This window comes from Streptomyces sp. MB09-02B (genome assembly GCF_033794485.1).
GTDB lineage: Bacteria > Actinomycetota > Actinomycetes > Streptomycetales > Streptomycetaceae > Streptomyces.
The window spans coordinates 1-18,972 of the sequence record NZ_JARGEE010000160.1 but is presented as its reverse complement, the minus strand read 5'-3'; the positions used below and the strand labels follow the sequence as shown (position 1 = coordinate 18,972).

At 70.5% G+C, this 18,972-nt stretch carries 14 protein-coding genes and 1 pseudogene; 10 read left to right on the top strand and 5 right to left on the bottom strand.

Going from position 1 to position 18,972, the window contains the following annotated elements:
• Positions 1 to 1,404 precede the first annotated feature (1,404 nt).
• The 5 genes from P1P70_RS22290 to P1P70_RS22275 all read left to right on the top strand — a co-directional run bounded on the left by P1P70_RS22290 (position 1,405) and on the right by P1P70_RS22275 (position 5,854).
• Positions 1,405 to 2,541 (top strand): tyrosine-type recombinase/integrase, encoded by a 1,137-nt coding sequence (locus P1P70_RS22290; protein WP_319240461.1) that lies wholly within the window; start codon positions 1,405 to 1,407, stop codon positions 2,539 to 2,541.
• Positions 2,542 to 2,706: 165 nt separating this feature from the next.
• On the top strand, positions 2,707 to 3,000 hold the full coding sequence (locus tag P1P70_RS45850; RefSeq protein WP_413471519.1) for an HNH endonuclease: 294 nt from the start codon (positions 2,707 to 2,709) through the stop codon (positions 2,998 to 3,000).
• A 30-nt stretch (positions 3,001 to 3,030) separates the two neighbouring features.
• Positions 3,031 to 4,329: a 4-carboxymuconolactone decarboxylase gene (gene pcaC, locus P1P70_RS22285; protein ID WP_319240459.1), complete on the top strand. Its 1,299-nt coding sequence runs from the start codon at positions 3,031 to 3,033 to the stop codon at positions 4,327 to 4,329.
• A gap of 43 nt (positions 4,330 to 4,372) precedes the next feature.
• Positions 4,373 to 5,008 carry an MBL fold metallo-hydrolase gene (locus P1P70_RS22280; protein ID WP_319240462.1) on the top strand — a complete coding sequence of 212 codons (636 nt, stop codon included), beginning with the start codon at positions 4,373 to 4,375 and terminating at the stop codon, positions 5,006 to 5,008.
• A gap of 66 nt (positions 5,009 to 5,074) precedes the next feature.
• Entirely contained in the window at positions 5,075 to 5,854 is a 780-nt protein-coding gene (locus tag P1P70_RS22275) for an exodeoxyribonuclease III (RefSeq protein ID WP_319240457.1), read from the top strand.
• A gap of 31 nt (positions 5,855 to 5,885) precedes the next feature.
• Here the strand turns inward: P1P70_RS22275 and P1P70_RS22270 are convergent, their stop codons facing one another.
• A complete protein-coding gene (locus P1P70_RS22270) occupies positions 5,886 to 7,655 on the bottom strand; it encodes an SGNH/GDSL hydrolase family protein (RefSeq protein ID WP_319240455.1) in 1,770 nt (589 codons plus the stop codon).
• Positions 7,656 to 7,902: 247 nt separating this feature from the next.
• On the opposite strand from P1P70_RS22270, the gene P1P70_RS22265 reads away from it, so the two are divergent.
• Together P1P70_RS22265 and P1P70_RS22260 are read left to right on the top strand one after the other, a co-directional pair.
• Positions 7,903 to 8,349 carry a DUF6278 family protein gene (locus P1P70_RS22265; protein WP_319240453.1) on the top strand — a complete coding sequence of 149 codons (447 nt, stop codon included), beginning with the start codon at positions 7,903 to 7,905 and terminating at the stop codon, positions 8,347 to 8,349.
• Between the two features lie 149 nt (positions 8,350 to 8,498).
• Positions 8,499 to 9,242 carry an amino acid ABC transporter ATP-binding protein gene (locus P1P70_RS22260; protein ID WP_319240451.1) on the top strand — a complete coding sequence of 248 codons (744 nt, stop codon included), beginning with the start codon at positions 8,499 to 8,501 and terminating at the stop codon, positions 9,240 to 9,242.
• A 155-nt stretch (positions 9,243 to 9,397) separates the two neighbouring features.
• On the opposite strand, the gene P1P70_RS22255 is transcribed toward P1P70_RS22260, so the two are convergent.
• On the bottom strand, positions 9,398 to 10,996 hold the full coding sequence (locus tag P1P70_RS22255; protein ID WP_319240449.1) for an alpha/beta fold hydrolase: 1,599 nt from the start codon (positions 10,994 to 10,996) through the stop codon (positions 9,398 to 9,400).
• Between the two features lie 167 nt (positions 10,997 to 11,163).
• A complete protein-coding gene (locus tag P1P70_RS22250) occupies positions 11,164 to 11,925 on the bottom strand; it encodes a hypothetical protein (RefSeq protein WP_319240447.1) in 762 nt (253 codons plus the stop codon).
• Between the two features lie 131 nt (positions 11,926 to 12,056).
• Between P1P70_RS22250 and ggt the strand changes: the two genes are divergently transcribed.
• On the top strand, positions 12,057 to 13,862 hold the full coding sequence (gene ggt, locus P1P70_RS22245) for a gamma-glutamyltransferase (RefSeq protein ID WP_319240444.1): 1,806 nt from the start codon (positions 12,057 to 12,059) through the stop codon (positions 13,860 to 13,862).
• Here ggt and P1P70_RS22240 read toward each other — a convergent pair.
• Positions 13,855 to 16,449, bottom strand: coding sequence for an ATP-dependent Clp protease ATP-binding subunit (locus tag P1P70_RS22240; protein ID WP_319240442.1), 2,595 nt, complete (start codon positions 16,447 to 16,449; stop codon positions 13,855 to 13,857). The two genes, ggt and P1P70_RS22240, sit on opposite strands and share 8 nt — an antisense overlap.
• A 185-nt stretch (positions 16,450 to 16,634) precedes the next feature.
• Complete coding sequence (gene map, locus P1P70_RS22235; protein ID WP_319240441.1) at positions 16,635 to 17,420, bottom strand: type I methionyl aminopeptidase; 786 nt, start codon at positions 17,418 to 17,420, stop codon at positions 16,635 to 16,637.
• Positions 17,421 to 17,493: 73 nt separating this feature from the next.
• On the opposite strand from map, the gene P1P70_RS22230 reads away from it, so the two are divergent.
• Both P1P70_RS22230 and P1P70_RS22225 read left to right on the top strand, forming a co-directional pair.
• The gene (locus P1P70_RS22230) at positions 17,494 to 17,799 is read left to right on the top strand and encodes a helix-turn-helix transcriptional regulator (protein ID WP_319240440.1); all 306 of its coding nucleotides are present in this window, start codon (positions 17,494 to 17,496) and stop codon (positions 17,797 to 17,799) included.
• A gap of 228 nt (positions 17,800 to 18,027) precedes the next feature.
• Positions 18,028 to 18,972 (top strand): annotated as a pseudogene (locus P1P70_RS22225) (hypothetical protein); the annotation flags it as partial.

The following is an 18,972-nucleotide window of genomic DNA, read 5'->3' as shown; positions in this document are numbered from 1 at the left end:
ACCGACGCCAACGCCAGCCCCACATCGTCCGCGGCTACTTCGGCGGCCCGCACGTCCGCTACATCCTCGAATAGAACCCTTTGAGTTTCGGATCAATAGCAGGTGTCCTACCCGGCTTTGCTGTTCCTCCTTGGGAGACCTGCTCCAAGCCAGATAAGGGGCAAGCACAGCTGCCTCTGCTCGGCGCCTCCAAGCGGATTCGCCCACGGCAGACGAGAAAGAGCGCGAAGAGACTGGAACCTGCTCCGGAAGCATGTCAACGTACAACATCCCGGAAACACCAGCTCATTGGAGGGGCGGGCTTTCAAGTCGGCAGGAAGTCGACCACGACGTCAGCCAGCCGGTATCTCACGCTGCTCGGCCTCCTCGTAGAGGCCCTGAACAAGGAGCATCATCTGTCGAGTGCGACTCTCCGATCCGCCCGTTACCCTGCTTCCCATCCGCTTGGCGACCTGGGCGCGTCGAGCGCACAGCGACGATGGGACTGTGTCGCCCTTTCTGCGGTGATGACCTTCTGTGTTCGTGCTGCCGGGCTGCTCGGTGAGGCTTTGTTGCTACGCGGCGGACCCCCGGTACGGAGACGTCTTCGCACACTCGGCCCACCCCAGAGGTCGCCCGGGTGTCAGCGTTCCCGGACTTGGGTTTCTGGTCGCACGCTGTTTTTCTGAGCTGTGGGGAGTGGAACATAGACCACGATCGCCGGTTAGCCAAACCGGCGATCGTGACGACCATTGAGGGTGTTCGCAGCGGCTGTGCTTGGCGGTGGAGTCGTGGCGGATGCAGTAGACAGCGCCGCAAAGACGCAAGGAGGTACTGAGCGGCTCCTTCCTGCTACTGCCACTGTAATCCACAGCGTCTCTTCGCTGAAGGAGAAGCGATTTCTTGCTGTGCCGGCACGGGCTCTCAGCGCTGTCGGTTCCGCTCCGGCACCCCGCGTGCTCTTTCGTGAGGAACGCCTATCTCATGTGCCTATCCGCGATGCTCCCTGCCCTTTTCGCCGCAGGCTGGCAGGCCCGTTCTCGTTTTACGCCGACTTCTTGTCCGGTTGAGAGTGCGAGGCGGCGTCATGGCGGGAGCGGTTCGACATGGGCGGAAGCTGACAGTCGGTGAGATCTGCGATGAGCTTCAGATCGCCCGATCGACCTTCTACGGCTGGCGCCAGAAGAGGTGCGGCCCGCGCTGCATGGGACTGCCCAACGGCTCCATCCGGATACAGCGGCGCCATGAACGCGTAGGAGCGGCGCCGTCTGCTGGTGCCTTGATGGCCGGGGCGCCCCTTTCCTGAAGCATTGTGGCCCTCCGGCAATGTCGAATTTTTCATGGCCTGAAGGAGAGTGAGTAATCCTGTCGGATCCGATCAAGAAGTTGCGGCCGAACGCGAAGGGGCAGATTCGGTACCGGTTCGTGGTCGATGTAGGTATCGACCACGCCACCGGGAAGCGCCAGCAGCTAACTCGCACATTCGGCACGCTGAAGGAAGCGAAGGCCGAGTATGCGCGCATCACCAACCGTCGCCAGGAAGGGACGCTCGCACCGCCGAATAAGCTCACCTTGAATGAGTGGCTCGACCAGTGGCTGGCCATGAAGGCTGACGACTTGGAAGAAACCACCATCTACAACTACCGCATCACCCTCGACCGGGTGCGGGGGAAGTTGGGCAACGTCCGTCTTCAGGAACTCACTGAAGAGGACGTAGAAGGGTGGATGCACTGGGCCCTGAAGTACGGGCGCGTACGCGGTGGTAAGGCAGGTACTCCGCTCGGCGTGACCACCGTAGCCATGAGCCTGGCTCGGCTGAAGGATGCCCTGAACCGAGCCGTGACTCGTCGGCTGGTGGCCGTGAACGTGGCTCAGCACGTGACCATTCCGCGAAGGGCGCGCAAGGAAGAACGGAAGAAGAAAGAGGAGGTGAAGCCCTGGAACGTCCAGGAAATTCAGACGTTCGTTCAGGGGGTCAAGGGAGAACGGCTCTACGCTCCGCTCATGCTGTCCCTCATGGGTCTACGTCCGGCTGAGGTCTGCGGACTCCGGTGGGAAGACGTCGACTTGGACAATGCCACGATCACCATCGCCAACACACGGACGATGATGGGCAATCGGTACGTGGTGGAGAAGGACACCAAGTCTCTGGCCGGTGAGCGGGAACTCCCGTTGCCAGCTCCGGTGCTGGCTGCTCTCAAGTCGTACAAGACCCTCCAGGCCAAGGAGAAACTGGCCTTGGGTGAGGCATACGCAGAGTCCGGCTACGTCTTGGTGCATGAGACCGGAGCAGCGTTCACGATCAAGCAGCTCCGTCGACGCGCGTACCGGCTCATGGTGATTCTCTGCCTTCGCCGAGTCCGTCTCTACGACGCTCGTTCGTCGTGCCTCACGTACCTGGCCAACAATGGCGTGCCGGATCACATCCTCGCGCGATGGGCCGGACACACGAATGTGAAGACCACCAAGAAGTGGTACGTGAAGCCGGACGTCGAGGATCTTCGCGAAGCCGCCACGATGTGGGATGGCTTGCACGGGAGTGCATCGGAGGGGCAAGCGTGAGCCAGGCGGTCTACCAGCCGGGCGACTTGCCCAGGCGTATGGCCAGCAAGATCGAGGCAGACGCGGAGACCGGCTGCTGGCTGTGGACCGGTAGCTGCAACGGGAAAGGGGCAGTCAGGCTACGGCCAAGTCTCCTACGAGAGAAAGACACAGCTTGTCCACCGTGTGGTGTTCAGGTTGCTGGTCGGTGAGATTCCGGAGGGCTTCCAGGTGCGTCATGCCGATCCTTGGGGACGGCACTTTACGCTTTGCTGCAACCCGGATCACCTGGAAGCCGTGCCAAAGAACGAAGCTTTGCGGCGCAGGGACTGGGAGAGCGCGCGAGCCAGGAGGACGCACTGTCCAAGCGGCCACGCGTACACGCCGGAGAACTCGTATCTGGATCCCAGACGGTTCCGGCAGTGTCGGACGTGCCGCGCCGAGAGGGGCACGAGCCGTCGGGTTCCCCGAGCCGTGTGAGATTTCGTGATACGTGAGAGGGTCTGACGGGTGAGCGAGACACCACCGAACACCCTGCAATACCGCTTTGACGGGCCAGAAGACGCCCCTGTCCTGATCCTGGGGCCCTCACTGGGTACCACATGGCACATGTGGGACCGCCAGATCCCGGAACTGACCAAGCAGTGGCGGATCTTCCGCTTCGACCTGCCGGGCCACGGCGGCGCACCGGCGTACCCCGGCGGCTCGGTCACGGAACTGGCCGCCCGTCTGCTGGCCACCCTCGACGCCGTCGGTGTGCAGCGCTTCGGCTACGCGGGCTGCGCGCTCGGCGGCGCCATCGGGACCGAACTCGCGCTGCGCCACCCCGAACGCCTCGCCTCGCTCGCGCTGATCGCCTCGTCGCCGCGCTTCGGCACGGCCGACGAGTTCCGCCAGCGCGGGGTGATCGTGCGGACCAACGGCCTCGACCCCATCGCCCGGACGTCCCCCGACCGTTGGTTCACCGCGGGGTTCGCGGCGGCGCAGCCCGCGATCACCGAGTGGGCCGTGCAGATGGTGCGCACCACCGACCCCGGCTGCTACATCGCCGCCTGCGAGGCGCTCGCCTCGTTCGACGTGCGCGCCGAGCTCGGCCGGATCGGCGTCCCCACCCTCGTCCTCGTCGGCTCCGACGACCAGGTCACCGGCCCCGCCGAGGCCCGAACGCTGGTCGCGGGCATCCCGGACGCCCGGCTCGCGGTCGTCCCCGGCGCCTCCCACCTCGTGCCGGTCGAGCAGCCCGCCGCCGTCACCGATCTGCTCGTCCGCCACTTCTCCACCGCCTGGCAGCCCGCCTACGACTCGACCACCGGGCAGGTCGCCATCCCGGCCGCCCCGGTCAAGCCGGCCCTCGCCGCCGTCCCGCCGCAGACCGGGCCGGTCGCCGAGATCGCCCCGGCCGCCGTGCAGCCGGAGGCGCTGGGCAGACCGGACCCCTACGACGCCGGGTTGAAGGTCCGCCGTGAGGTGCTCGGCGACGCGCATGTGGACCGGGCGCTGGCGTCCGCGGACGAGTTCTCCGGCGACTTCCAGGAGTTCATCACCCGTTACGCCTGGGGTGAGATCTGGGACCGGCCAGGCCTCGACCGCCGTTCCCGCAGCTGCGTCACCCTGACCGCGCTCGTCGCAGGCGGGCACCTGGACGAGCTCGCCTTCCACACCCGCGCCGCCCTCCGCAACGGCCTCACCCCGAACGAGATCAAGGAAGTACTCCTCCAGGCGGCCGTCTACTGCGGGGTGCCGGCCGCGAACAGCGCGTTCCGCGTGGCCCAGCAGGTCATCCGCGAGGAGACCACCCCCGAGGAGTGAGCCGCCGCCGGCCGCCCGCCCGGGGGAGGATGGAGCCATGACCATGAAGCTCACGAAGAAGTCGCACGCCTGTGTCCGGCTGGAGAAGGACGGACGCACCCTCGTCATCGACCCGGGCGGGTTCAGCGAGGAGGACGCCGCGCTCGGCGCGGACGCCGTGCTGGTCACCCACGAGCACCCGGACCACTTCGACGAGGGACGGCTGCGGGCGGCCCTGGAGGGCAACCCGGCCGCCGAGATCTGGACCCTGAGCTCGGTCGCCGAGAAGATCTCCGCGGCCTTCCCCGGCCGGGTGCACACCGTCGGCCACGGCGACACGTTCACCGCCGCCGGCTTCGACGTGCAGGTCCACGGCGAGCTGCACGCGGTGATCCACCCGGACATCCCGCGCATCACCAACGTCGGCTACCTCGTCGACGGCGGCCGCGTCTTCCACCCCGGTGACGCCCTCACCGTCCCCGACCACCCCGTCGAGACGCTGATGCTCCCCGTGATGGCTCCCTGGAGCAAGATCTCCGAGGTCATCGACTACGTCCGCGAGGTCGGGCCGCAACGGGCGTACGACATCCACGACGCCCTCCTCACCGATCTCGCCCGCCCCATCTACGACCGCCAGATCGGCGCCCTGGGCGGCGCGGAGCACCTTCGGCTCGCGCCCGGGGCCTCGGCGGACGTGTAGGGGGCCCGCAGGGCCTGTGACCGGGCGGGACGGGCGTTGTCAGACCCGCCCGGTAGGTTGTGGGGCATGCGCATCGCGACCTGGAACGTGAACTCGATCACCGCCCGCCTCCCGAGGCTCCTCGCCTGGCTGGAGAGCAGCGGCACGGACGTGCTCTGCCTCCAGGAGGCCAAGATCGCCGAGGACGGCTTCCCGCTCGACGCCCTGCGCGAGGCGGGCTACGAGGCCGCCGTGCACGCGACAGGACGGTGGAACGGCGTGGCGGTGATCTCCCGCGTCGGCATCGAGGACGTCGTCAAGGGCCTGCCCGGCGATCCCGGCTACGACGGCTCCGTGGAGCCCCGCGCGATCTCCGCGACCTGCGGCCCGGTCCGCGTCTGGTCGGTGTACGTGCCGAACGGCCGCGAGGTCGACCACCCGCACTACGCGTACAAGCTGCAGTGGTTCGAGGCCCTCAAGGCCTCCGTCGCCGGTGACGCGGCCGGCGGCCGCCCCTTCGCCGTCATGGGCGACTACAACGTGGCGCCGACGGACGACGACGTGTACGACGTGGCCGCGTTCGAGGGCCTCACCCACGTCACCCCCGCCGAGCGCGCCGCCCTGGCCTCCCTCCGCGAGGCGGGCCTCTCCGACGTCGTCCCCCGTCCCCTCAAGTACGAGCACCCCTTCACGTACTGGGACTACCGCCAGCTCTGCTTCCCGAAGAACCGGGGCATGCGCATCGACCTCGTCTACGGCAACGAGCCGTTCGCCAAGGCGGTCACCGACGCGTACGTGGACCGGGAGGAGCGCAAGGGCAAGGGTGCGTCGGACCACGCGCCGGTCGTGGTGGACCTGGAGGTCTGACTCTCGCGACCCCTCCGGGCCGCGCGGTCCGTCACAGCAGGTCCAGGTCCACCGAGTCGGCGAGTGCCGCCAGCCCCGCCTCGCTGGGATGCAGATGGTCCCCGGTGTCGTACGCGGGGAGCAGCCGGGCCGGACGAGCCGGGTCGCGCAGCACCTCGTCGAAGTCGAGGACCCCGCCGAACGCCTCGCCCGCCTCGTCGCCCCGGATCCACTCGTTCACCGCGACCCGCTGGGCGTCGACGGCGGCCGTGCAGCGTGCCTCGCCCTCGCAGGGCGCAACCGTCGCCACGAGCACGCGCAGCCCCCGCTCGCGCGCCCGGGCCGCGATCTCCCGCAACCCGGTGACGACCTCGCCCGCCGTGGCACCCCAGCGGACGTCGTTGACCCCCTGGAAGACGACGACGGTACGGGCGGAGGTCTGCGCGAGGACATCGCGGTCGAGGCGGTGCAGGGCACTCACGCCGCCCGTGTCGGTGGAGACACCGTCACCGGGGTAGCGGTCGGTGACCACCCGGTTCGCCGAGATCCCCTGGTTCAGGACGCCGTAGTGCGGGACCTCGTCCTGGCTCAGCAGCCGCCGGGCCAGCGCGTCCGGCCACCGCCGGTTCGCGTCGGCCGTCGTCGCCTCCCCGTCGGTGATCGAGTCTCCGAGGAGCACGACGGAGCCCGGTCCGCCGCCCACGTCCACGCCGGTCAGCAGCGGCCAGGTCGAGATCGTGGAGGTGTACGTCGCACCCGAGCCGTCCGCCGCGTGGTCGCCCGGCTCGCTGACGTACGACGTCTGCCGGGCCAGCCGGTGCACGGGGGCGGCCGTCACCGTGCCGGGCAGGTGGAAGCTCACCAGCAGGTCGGCATCGGGTGGCACCTCGAAGCCCAGCGGGTCGCTGAACGCCTGCGCGCCGGCCGGGATCTCGGTGCCGGCCGCGCCCCGGAAGGACAGGGGTACCGGCGCGCTCCGGGCGGTCGCGCCCGTCGCCCGCAACGCCACCGTCGCGCTGCCCACCCGTACCGGCGCCGAGGCGAAGGTGTTGTCGAGCCGGATCCGCACCCGGGGCCCGCCCGCCGAGGTGTGGACGACGAGCCGCAGGGTCCGGTCGGTCCAGGGGCCGACGGCCGGGTAGCCGGAGGTGGAGGCGGCCCAACTGCCGGTCCACGCCGCCGAGTCGGGGCGCACCGACAGGGCGAACACATGCAGGTCCCGGTTGCGCGGCAGGGTCACCGAGGCGACCTCGCGACCCCGTACGAGCGGCACGGTGACGACGTACAGCCGTGCCTTCTCGGCGAGTTGACCACCCGGGGTGTTCACATGGGGGAGGGCCACGGCCTTGGTGGCGAGCGGGCCGGTACGCCAGTCGGGGGCGGTCAGCCGGTACGGGGAGCGGGCCCCGCCCCGGTAGCGGATCGTGCCGGTGCCGGTGGCGTCGGCACCGCCGGTGGCGGCCACCAGGAAGGCGAGGGCGTCGCCCCGGCCCCGTACGCGTACGGACTGGCCCGCGGCGCGTACGTTGTCGGGCTCGCCGGCCGTGCGGCGCGGCCAGGTCAGGCGCGCGCCCTGAACTGTCAGCGTGCGGCCCGGTGTCCATCCGGCGGCCTTCAGGTCGGTGGCGGAGAGGGAGGCGCCGGAGCCGTCGAAGTCGGCTCTGGCGGGCCGTCCGTCGTCGCTGACGGCCCTGTTGTCGAAGAGGCGTTCCAGCGGCGCCGGTTCGGCCACCGGAGCGGCGGCGGCTCGGGCGGTGGCGACAGGTGCGACCGCCGCCACGAGTGCCAGGACGACGGCCGTTCTCCAGACGCGTCGGCGCACGCGTGACCCCTTCTGCTCGCTGAACACCACGAGGGCGACGATGCCGACGGATGCGGCACCGGTACAACGACGAGACGACGGATGTGTCATGACGGCAGCCGTGTCTGACGACTGATGTGCCATGAAGCTAAAGAGGCGTCAGGAACTCGTCAATGAGGTGGGCGGGAACCACGGCCGAACTCCCGGCGAACAAGCGGTTTCCGCGCGCCTGTGGTGCGATGGGTGAGGCGGATGACACGCTGAGCGCATGAACATCTCTTTCCTGGGCAACTGGCGCAAGAGGCGTGACCCCGCCTTCGGGGTCGCGGTGTTCACCGGCGGCGACGATGACGACGGTCACGAGGGACTCGCCGAACTCCTCTCCGAATGCGAACTGCTGCGCGCGCAGGCCGCGCGGGCCGGCGTCGAACTCGACGACTCCGCAGGCTCGTTGGAGGCGATCGACCAACTCGTCCCGGGCTGGCGCGACGACGAGGAGGCCGCGGCCTGGCTCGGGAACGACGCGGGCCTCTACCTGGGCACGGTCGTCGTCCGGACCGTGCCGGGCGCCCGCTGGGAGATCTGGCCCAACGGCCAGCCCGTGGTGCGGCTGGACTCCGGCCGTGAGATCGACGTGGTCGAAGCCGGCCAGGCGTGGGCCGCCAGCGGCGCACCGGAACTCTCCCAGCTCTACGCCGAGGTCGCCGAGCAGTGAACAGTCCGCGCGCGTTCCGCGGGTCGGCCGATGACCGACAATACGGCTAATCCCCGCGAGTGCGTGTCGCGTCTTGAGGTCCCCTCCGTCCGGATAGTTTGCGGCACCTGCGACACCACACGGTCGAGGGCGAGTAGGGCGGGCAGGGCATGGCGGTCGATCCGCTGATCGAGATGCACGACGTGAACAAGTACTTCGGCGAGCTGCATGTCCTCCAGGACATCGACCTCACCGTCGGCAAGGGGGAGGTGGTCGTGGTCATCGGCCCGTCGGGGTCGGGGAAATCGACGCTGTGCAGGGCCATCAACCGGCTGGAGCCCATCCGCTCCGGCACGATCCGCATCGACGGGCAGCCGCTGCCGAGCGAGGGCAAGGCCCTCGCGGCGCTCCGCGCGGACGTGGGCATGGTCTTCCAGTCCTTCAACCTCTTCGCCCACAAGACGGTCCTGCAGAACGTGTCGCTCGGCCAGATCAAGGTCCGCAAACGGAAGAAGGAGGACGCCGACCGGCGTTCCCGCGAACTCCTGGACCGGGTCGGTCTCGCCGACCAGGCGCCGAAGTACCCGGCCCAGCTCTCCGGCGGCCAGCAGCAGCGGGTCGCCATCGCCCGCGCTCTCGCCATGGACCCCAAGGTCATCCTGTTCGACGAGCCCACGTCGGCCCTCGACCCGGAGATGATCAACGAAGTCCTCGAGGTGATGCAGCAGTTGGCGCGCGAGGGCATGACCATGGTCGTCGTCACCCATGAGATGGGATTCGCCCGCTCGGCGGCCAACCGAGTCGTCTTCATGGCGGACGGCCGCATCGTCGAGGACCGCTCTCCGGACGCGTTCTTCACGAACCCGGAGAGCGACCGTGCCAAGGACTTTCTCTCCAAGATCCTCAAGCACTGACCACCGGCACTGGACCCGGCGCGGGCCTCGACTACGATGAGCGGTTCATCCACTTGGGGTGAGCGAGGCCGTGGACGCCACCCCCGGCCGAACAGGGACGCTGCCGCCGGGCGCGCAGCAGCCAGGGGCCAGGCCCGCCCGGCAGCAGCCGGAGATCACTGCTCGCGCAGCGGGATCGACACGTACGACGGGTCGTTCGGCGGCGAGGAGAAGGTCAGCTGCGCGCCGGTCGGGTTGTGCTCGATGTAGAGCGGGTCGACCGTGTCGACGACCAGGGCGAGACGGTGGCCCGCCGGAACGTCGTAGGCCGTGGAGAGCAACTCCAGGTCCACGCCGAACGGCTTGCCGGGCGTCTGGCCGTGGAAGGTGTACGGCGCGTGGCTGACCAGCTTGCCGAGGCCGAGCGGGCCCACGTCGTACAGGTACGCGACGAGGGTGCCGCTCTCCTTGGTGGCCGTCACCGTGGTGTGCAGCTTCGCAGTGCCGCGTACGGCCTGCGCCGTCGGGTACTTCTCCGACTGCCACACGGCCGCCCAGCGGCGCGGCAGCAGCGGTATCGAGGCCACGGGCGGGAGTTGGGCCACCTGGTCCAGGATGCTGGAGAGGAAGACGACCCCGCCGTTCGCGCCCGAGTCGACGTTCGCACGGATCGTGGTGCCGCTCGACAGGGCGATCTTCTTCCGGATGGCGGTGACCGACTTCCAGTCCGGGTAGCCCTCGAAGGCGCCGCCCGTACGGGACTTGAGCTGGACGGGCTGCTCGCGGTCGATGCCGTTGGCGGTGCCCTTCAGATAGCGGTCGAGCCAGCGCCGCGTGTCCGACCACACGTCGTTGGGCAGTCCGAACAGGCCGGTGAGCTCCGTGGTGGCGTGGTCCCCGGGGCGCAGCTGAAGCCGCTTGGGGCCGGTGAGCTTCTCGTAGAAGTCGGCGTACTGGTTGGGCGGGAAGATCGAGTCGCCCCAGGCGTTGGCGAGCATGACGGCCGTGCCGTGGGTATTGAGCTGGTCGAGGTAGGTCTCGGGGGAACGTTTCTTCCCCCAGGCGATCATGTCCCCCTCCTTGGCCAGGTTCGAGGCGTAGAAGTCCGCGAAGATCTGCTGGAGTTCGGGACCCTGACGGCCGGTGACCCGTCCGGCGCCGTCGAGCAGGGCGGACGCCTGGAGGTGCTGGGTGCGTCCGCCGTAGATCGAGTCGATCAGGTCCGCCCAGCCGCTCAGGGCGGCGACCGCCTTGACGCGCTTGTCGTGCGCGGCGGTGAGCAGACTGATGCCCGCCCCGTACGACAGCCCCGCCATGCCGATGTGCGCCGCGTCGGCCGGGGTGTTGGCGAGTGCCCAGTCGATCACCTTGGAGGCGTCGGCTATGTCGGGTGGCCCCGCGACCTCTATGTATCCGCCGGACTCCCAGAAGCCGCGCACGTTGTAACTGACCACGACGTAGCCCGCGTCGGCCAGCTTCCGGGCCTGGGCCAGGTATTCGACCTGCGGAAGGCCCCAGCTCGTGGGCAGGACCAGGAGCGGGTACGTGCGGGAGGCGTCCGCCGGGGCGACGACATTGGCCTTGAGGACGGTCCCGCCCTCGCCCTTGATGTCGACGAAGCGGGTGGTGGGGGTCGTGGCGGCGCCCGACGCCGCCTGGGCGGCGGGGGTGAGGCCGAGGGCCGTACCGGCGACCAGGGTGGCCGAGACGGCGCCCACGGCGCTCGTCCGCAGTGCCCGGGTCGTACGCGATGTGGTGCCGTGCGGGTGTCTCACGGGTCGCTCCTCACTCGTGTCAGTGCAAAGTGACCCGACGGTAACCGGACACCCTTACCGGAAGTAACTCCTCGGTAAGTTACGTGACGGTAACGTTCGACCGTGGACTGTTCGGCTGTGGAATGTTCGGCCGTGGACTGTTCGACTGTGGGCTGTTCGGCCGTGGCCTACGAGGCGCGGTGCGAGATCTGGGCCGGGGCGGTGGATGCCGGTGCCGGTGCCTGGGCGGCTCGGGTGACGTCCGCGACGAGTTCGACCACGTCGGGGCCGTAGGCCTGGGAGTTGACGACCTTCAGCAGAAGGACGAACGAGCCGGTGCCGTACTTGCGGTGCAGGCGCTCGTGGTTGCGGGCGAGGTAGCGGGTGGCGGCCTGGTTGGTGATCGCCCGCTGGCCGCAGAAGAGGAAGACCGGCCGGGCCTGGTCCGGCTGGCCGGTGGTGAGCCGGGCCAGGAGCACGTGTTCGGTGACGCCGGGCTCCAGACGGTACTGCTCGCTGCCGATGTGCAGGGCCACCCGGTCGGGACCGGGTTCCGGGTCGAGATTGAAATGGATGCCCGGCAGCATGGCCGTGATGTGGGCGGCCATGCGGCGGTTGGAGCCGGGTCCGCCCACGCAGAACTCGGTGCGCTCGCCGAACCCCTGCTGCGCGGCGTCCTGGGTGATGATCTGGGCGTGTGCGCCGCAGTCCTTGATCAGCGCGGAGAGCTCCAGCAGGGCGAACACGTCGAAGCGGTGCACCGCCAGATTCGCGGTCGACGGGTCGCGGCTGACCACCAACAGGGACTCGGAATTGTTCGGCAACCCGAAGAACGCCTGCTTGCGGCGGAGCTTCCTCTTCCACAGGTACGTCCGGAAAATCCAGCCCAGCGAGGCACTGAGCCCGGCCGCGATCACGCCGAGGACGATATTGCGCACGTCGTCATTCATGGCCGCGCATGGTAGCGGGCGCCGTCGAACAGTGCTCGAATCCATGTCCGGTTCGGAGCCCCGGAGTGCCTCCTGACGGGACCATGGCAACCGCGTTAGTCTGCGCGGACGGTCCTTGACTGGAGGTACGGATGCGTCTGCGTCGTCCTGTCGCGCGGAAACTGGCTGTACTGGCGGCGACGTCCGCCATGGTGTCGGTGGGGGCGGCTCCGCCGACCTCCGCCGCGGCGGACACCCCCACGAAGAGCCCGGTCGCCGTCGGCTACGGCGGCGCCGTCTCCAGCGTCGACCCGGACGCCTCCGCCGCCGGCATCGAGGTGCTCCGCAAGGGCGGCAACGCGGTGGACGCGGCGGTCGCCACGGCAGCCGCCCTAGGTGTCACCGAGCCCTACTCGGCGGGCATCGGCGGAGGGGGCTACTTCGTCTACTACGACGCCAAGTCCCGTACGGTGCACACCGTCGACGGCCGCGAGACCGCGCCCCTGAGCGCCGGCGAGGATCTCTTCCTGGAGAACGGGCAGCCGATCCCGTTCGCGGAGGCCGTCACCAGCGGGCTGAGCGTCGGCACCCCCGGCACCCCCGCCACCTGGCAGACCGCGTTGAAGAGCTGGGGCAGCAAGCCCCTCGGCAAGCTGCTGAAGCCCGCCGAGAAGCTCGCCCGCGACGGGTTCGTGGTCGACGAGACCTTCCGCGCGCAGACCGCCTCCAACGAGGCCCGGTTCCGCAACTTCCCGGCCACGGTCGACCTCTACCTCCCCGGCGGCCGGCTGCCGGTGGTCGGCTCGACCCTCAGGAACCCCGATCTGGCCCGTACCTACGCCGAGTTGGGCCGCGAGGGCGTCGGCGCGCTCTACCGGGGTGGTATCGCCCGGGACATCGTCGACACGGTCAACAAGCCGCCGGTGGACCCGGCTTCGGGCTACAACGCCCGCCCCGGCGACCTGACGAGGGCCGACCTCGCCCAGTACCGCACCAAGCGTCAGGCCCCCACCAAGACGTCGTACCGCGGGCTCGGCGTCTACGGGATGGCGCCCTCCTCCTCCGGAGGCACGACGGTCGCCGAGGCGCTCAACATCCTGGAGCGGACCGACCTCTCCAAGGTGAGCGACGTCCAGTACCTGCACCGTCACATCGAGGCGAGCCGGATCGCGTTCGCCGACCGGGGCCGCTGGGTCGGCGACCCCGCCTTCGAGGACGTACCGACGAGGGAGCTGCTCTCGCAGCGCTTCGCCGACTCCCGTGAGTGCCTGATCAAGGACGACGCGGTCCTCACCAGCCCCGTCGCCCCGGGCGACCCGCGTCACCCGGCGCCCTGCGCGACCGGCGGCACGGCGGCGCCGACGACGTACGAGGGTGACAGCACGACCCACCTCACGGTCGCCGACAAGTGGGGCAACGTCGTCTCCTACACCCTCACCATCGAGCAGACCGGCGGCAGCGGCATCACCGTGCCGGGCCGGGGCTTCCTGCTCAACAACGAGCTGACGGACTTCTCCTTCACCCCGGCGAACCCGGCCGTCCACGACCCCAACCTGCCGGGGCCGGGCAAGCGGCCGCGTTCGTCGATGTCCCCGACGATCGTGCTCGACCAGCACGGCAAGCCCGTGGTGGCGCTCGGCTCACCCGGCGGCGCGACCATCATCACGACCGTGCTGCAGACCCTGACCGGTTTCCTCGACCGGGGTCTGCCGCTGGTCGACGCGATCGCCGCGCCGCGCGCCAGTCAGCGCAACCAGACCACCACCGAACTCGAACCGGGCCTGTGGAACAGCCCGTTGAAGGCCCGGCTCGAAGCCATCGGACACGGCTTCCGGCAGAACCCGGAGATCGGCGCCGCCACCGCCGTCCAGCGTCTGCCGAACGGCAAGTGGCTGGCCGCCGCCGAGACCGTACGACGCGGGGGCGGCGCGGCGATGGTCGTGCACCCCGTCAGGTAGTGCTCCCGGTAGCGCTCCCGGAGGCGGGCGGCGGCGTCGTACGGAACGCCAGCCGCCCGTCCTCCACGTCCGCCACCACCCGGCTGCCGGACGGCAGCCGCCCGTCGAGCAGCAGCCGGGACAAGGGGTTGTCGACCTCCCGCTGAATCGTGCGGCGCAGCGGCCGGGCACCGTACTCGGGCTGGTGGCCGTGGCGGGCGAGATGGTCGACGGCCTGCTCGCCGAACTCGATCGTGACGCCCCGCGCGCGCAGCCGCAGCCGCGTCCCCTCCAGCAACAGGTCGGTGATCCGCCGCAGTTGGTCGTCGCCGAGCCGACGGAAGACGACGATCTCGTCGATGCGGTTGAGGAACTCGGGCCGGAAGTGCTCCCGCAGCGGCCGCAGGATCCGCTCCCGCCGGTCCTCCTCGTCCGCTTCGGCGCCGCCCGCCGAGAAACCCAGCCCCGACCCGCCCCGGCCGATGGCGTCCGAGCCCAGGTTGCTCGTCATCACGACCACGGCGTTGGTGAAGTCGACCGTACGGCCCTGGGAGTCGGTGAGCCGGCCGTCGTCGAGGACCTGCAGCAGCAGGTTGAAGACGTCCGGGTGGGCCTTCTCCACCTCGTCCAGCAACAGCAGCGAGTACGGGTGACGTCGTACCGTCTCGGTCAGCTGCCCCGCCTCCTCGTGGCCGACGTAGCCGGGCGGGGCGCCCACCAGGCGGCTGACCGTGTGCCGTTCCTGGTACTCGCTCATGTCGAGCCGCACCATCCGGTCCTCGCTGCCGAAGAGGGCCTCCGCCAGCGCGCGGGCCAGCTCCGTCTTGCCGACGCCGGTCGGTCCCAGGAACAGGAAGCTGCCGATCGGCCGTTCGGGACTGGCGAGCCCGGCGCGTGACCGCAGCACGGCGTCCGCCACCACGTCCACCGCCTCGTCCTGTCCGACGACCCGCCGCCGCAGTCGCTCCGCGAGCCCCAGCAGGCGTTGCCGCTCCTCCTGGGTGAGGCTGCTGACGGGGATGCCGGTCTGCCGGGAGACGACCTCGGCGATGTCCTCGGCACCGAGCTCCAGGCTCTGCCCGTCGTCGGCCCGCGTCTCGTCGCGCCCCGCGTCGATCCGCTGCCGCAACTCCCCGATCCGGTCCCGCAACCGTGTCGCCTGCTCGTACCGCTCACCGGTGACGGCCTGGTCCTTGTCCCGGGTCAGCTGCTCGATCTCCCGCTCCAGGGCCCGTACGTCCGTGCCCTTGGTCCGGGCCCGCAGCCGGACCCGGGCCCCGGCCTGGTCCATCAGGTCGATGGCCTTGTCGGGCAGCCGGCGGTCGGTGAGATACCGGCAGGACAGTTCCACGGCGGTCGTCAGCGCCTCGTCGGTGTAACGGACCTGGTGGTGGGCCTCGTACCGGTCGCGCAGGCCGCGCAGGATCGCCAGGGCGTCACCGCTGTCCGGTTCCGGGACCAGCACCGGCTGGAACCGGCGGGCCAGCGCCGCGTCCCTCTCGATCCGCCGGTACTCCTCCAGCGTCGTCGCCCCGACGATGTTCAGCTCGCCGCGCGCCAGGGCCGGTTTGAGGATGTTGCCGGCGTCCATCGCACTGCCCTCGCCCGACCCGGCGCCCACGACCGTGTGCAACTCGTCGATGAAGACGACCAGTTCGGCGGAGTGCGCGCGGATCTCGTCGACGATGTTGGTGAGCCGCTCCTCGAAGTCGCCCCGGTAACGGGTCCCGGCGACCACACCGGACAGATCCAGGGCGACCACCCGGCGCCCGGCCAGCACATCGGGCACGTCCCCTTCGGCGATGCGCTGGGCCAGCCCTTCCACGATCGCGGTCTTGCCTACGCCCGCCTCACCGATCAGCACCGGGTTGTTCTTGCCGCGCCGGGAGAGCACCTCGACGGTCTGCTCGATCTCCGCCTCCCGTCCGATGACCGGGTCGATACGGCCCTGGAGGGCGAGGTCGGTGAGGTCGCGGCCGTACTTGTCGAGGGTCGGGGTGTTGCTGCCCGAGCGGCGCGGCAGGTCGGAGCGCGGGAATCCGGAGAGGGGGATGCCCACGGGTGGGGTCGGTGCCGACGGGTCCGCCGCGTCCGGCGGCAGCGCGCCGGACGACAGGTGCGCGGCGCCGAGGATGTGTCCTGCGGCCGAGTCCGGGTTGGCGGCGAGGGCGCTGAGGACGTGCTCGGGACCGATGTGGCCGGAGCCGGTGATCCGGGCCAGCTCGTGCGCGTCCAGCAGGGCGCGCTTGACCGCCGGGGTCAGGGCGAGCGACGCGGGCGCCGGCCCCTGGCCGGGTTTGTGCCGCTCGGGGCCCGACCGCTCGTCGATGGCACCGGCCAGCGCGTCGGGATCGGCGCCCGCGCGGGCCACCAGACTTCGGGTCGGCTCGGCGGTCAGCGCGGCGCGCAGCAGATGCTGGGTGTCCAGGTCGGTACTGCCGTGCCGCGCCGCGTACGCCGCCGCGTCGGCCACCAACTGGCGGGCCTGGCCGCTCATCAACCGGCCGATCTCGATCCGCTGCGGGCGCGGGCCGCCGAAGAAACGGGCGAAGAACTCAGTGAAGGGGTCCGGACCGTAGCCCTCCGGCCCCGGGAATCCGCTGTTCATTCGCCGCCGGGTTCCCGCGTCGCGGGGGGATACACGTTTGACGCCGGGTGCGGGTGGGTGGGGCTTCTCGCGCAGTTCCCCGCGCCCCGTGCTTTTTCGGCCCGAAAGGGCCGGAGGCCCTTAAGGGGCGCGGGGAACTGCGCGAGCAACCCCCACCCACCCGCAGCCGAACAACCGGCCAGAGCTCAGCCGCGCTCGAAGGGCGCCCGAGCGGTCAGCACCCGCGGCCCCGCCTCCGTGATGGCCACCGTGTGCTCCGCGTGCGCCGCCCGGGAGCCGTCGTTCGTGCGCAACGTCCAGCCGTCCGGGGCCGCGTGGTACCCGTCCGTACCCCCGCCGATCAGCATCGGCTCGATCGCCAGGACCATCCCGTGCCGCAGCTTCATCCCGCGCCCGGGGCGCCCCTCGTTCGGCACCCCCGGGTCCTCGTGCATCCTGCGCCCGATGCCGTGCCCGCCGAACCCGTCGGGGATGCCGTACCCGGCGGCCCGGCAGACGCTGCCGATCGCGTGTGCGATGTCGCCGATGCGGTTGCCCACGACGGCCGCCTCGATGCCCGCCGCGAGGGCGCGTTCGGCCGTCGCGACGAGCCGGAGGTCGGCCGTGCGCGGCGTGCCCACCACGAAGCTGATCGCCGAGTCTCCTGCCCAGCCGCCCAGGTGCGCGCCGAAGTCGAGGGACACGAGGTCCCCGTCGCGCAGCCGGTACGCCGTGGGGATGCCGTGCACGATCGCGTCGTTCACGGACGCGCACAGCACCGCGGGGAAGGGCGTGGGCGCGAACGAGGGGTGGTAGCCCAGGAAGGGGGAGGTGGCCCCCGCCTTCCGCAGCACCTCGTGGGCCAGCTCGTCCAGTTCGAGCAGGGAGACCCCCACGTCGGCGGCGTCCCGCACGGCCGTGAGCGCCTGCCCCACGACCTGCCCGGTCTCGTACATCGCGTCGATCGACTCATCCGTCTTCAGTTCCACCATGCCAATTACTATACCGCTCGAAATCCAATTCTAATACCGGTCGGCCGGAGGGGGTCGGTATTAGAATGGGGTCATGGTGCGCACCCCTCTGACCCCCGAAGAGCGCGAACGCGGCGAACGGCTCGGCCGGTTGCTGCGTGAGGCCCGTGGCAGCCGCAGCATGGCGGAGATCGCCGCCGGCGCGGGCATCTCCGCGGAGACCCTCCGGAAGATCGAGACCGGCCGTGCCCCCACCCCGGCCTTCTTCACGGTCGCCGCCCTCGCCCGCGCGCTGGGCCTGTCGATGGACGACCTCGTGACGCGGTGCGGACCGGCCGCCGTCGAGGCGCCGGCGGCGGTGTCGACGGCGGCGGCGGTGGTGGCGGCGGCGGTGGCCTGAGGCGGGGACGCCGTGCCGGCCGAAGTCGTTCGTCCGCCCTGGCCCGGACCCTTCACACACGGTCGGCCCGGACCTTCACGCACGGCCGGCTCGAACCCTTCACGCACGGCGGCCGGGCAGCCGCGCACAGCACACTGCGTCCGCACCGAAAACTTCACGTAGCCCGCCTGTAACACAACTGGTGTTTTCTTGCGGACCGGAGCACTCCAGTCGGCCGGGGAGTATGCGATGGCTGTGAATCAACTCCCGGGACAGGTGCGGGAGTTCGCGGGATACCTGAACAAGCTGATGACCAGGCTCGACCAGGGCGGTGGTTGGTGCGCCGTCTTCTGGCAGCGTGATCCCGAGGGCATGCGCGCCTGCCTGGACGGTCTGGAGGTGCCGCCCTGGGACGTCGTGGAAGCGCTGATGCACGACCTCGGCTCCGCGTACGGACCCGCTGCCGCGGCCCAGGAGACCGAGCGGGCCCGCGCGCTGCACCGCGCCTCGCTCGCCGCGTACGACTCCCGGCCCGGAGGCCGTGACGCCCTCGGCGACCGGTTCGACGTCATGCTCCGCGAACAGCGCTACGCCGCCGATCGCGCCGCCGACCTGACCCGCAGGCTCCAGGCCGCCACCAGCCAGGAGGAGGCAGACTCCCTCCGACTGGACCTGGCCTGGGCTCACGACGACCACGAACGCGCCACCGCCCGCTGCACGGAACTGCGCACCCGCATCGAGGACGCCGACCGCCGCGCCCCGCACCGCCCCGTGCGGGGCGCGGCGCGTGTCGCGGGGAGCGCCGTCGGGGACGTGCGCCGCGTGCCGGAGCAGGGGGAGCGGGCGGACGATCCGACGGTCCACCCGGTGGGGCGCACCCGCGCGGACGAGTTCGGCGACGGCCGTACGTACCCGGATCGGTCGGGCGGCGGAGGCCCGCACGCGGACCGGTTCGGCGGCGAGCAGCGTGCGCGGGGCGCGGCGTACGACGCCGGACGTCCGCGCCCGGACCGGTACGGCGGAGGCGGCACCGACGGATGGACCCACGAGGGTCGCTCTCCTGACGGCCGCGTTCCTGACGAGCGCGCCTCGGACGGCGGCGCTCCCCGGGGCCACGCCTCGGACGACCGTCGCCACGCATCCGCGCCCACCCCGACCGCCACATCCACCCCCACGCCCACCCTCACCCTCACC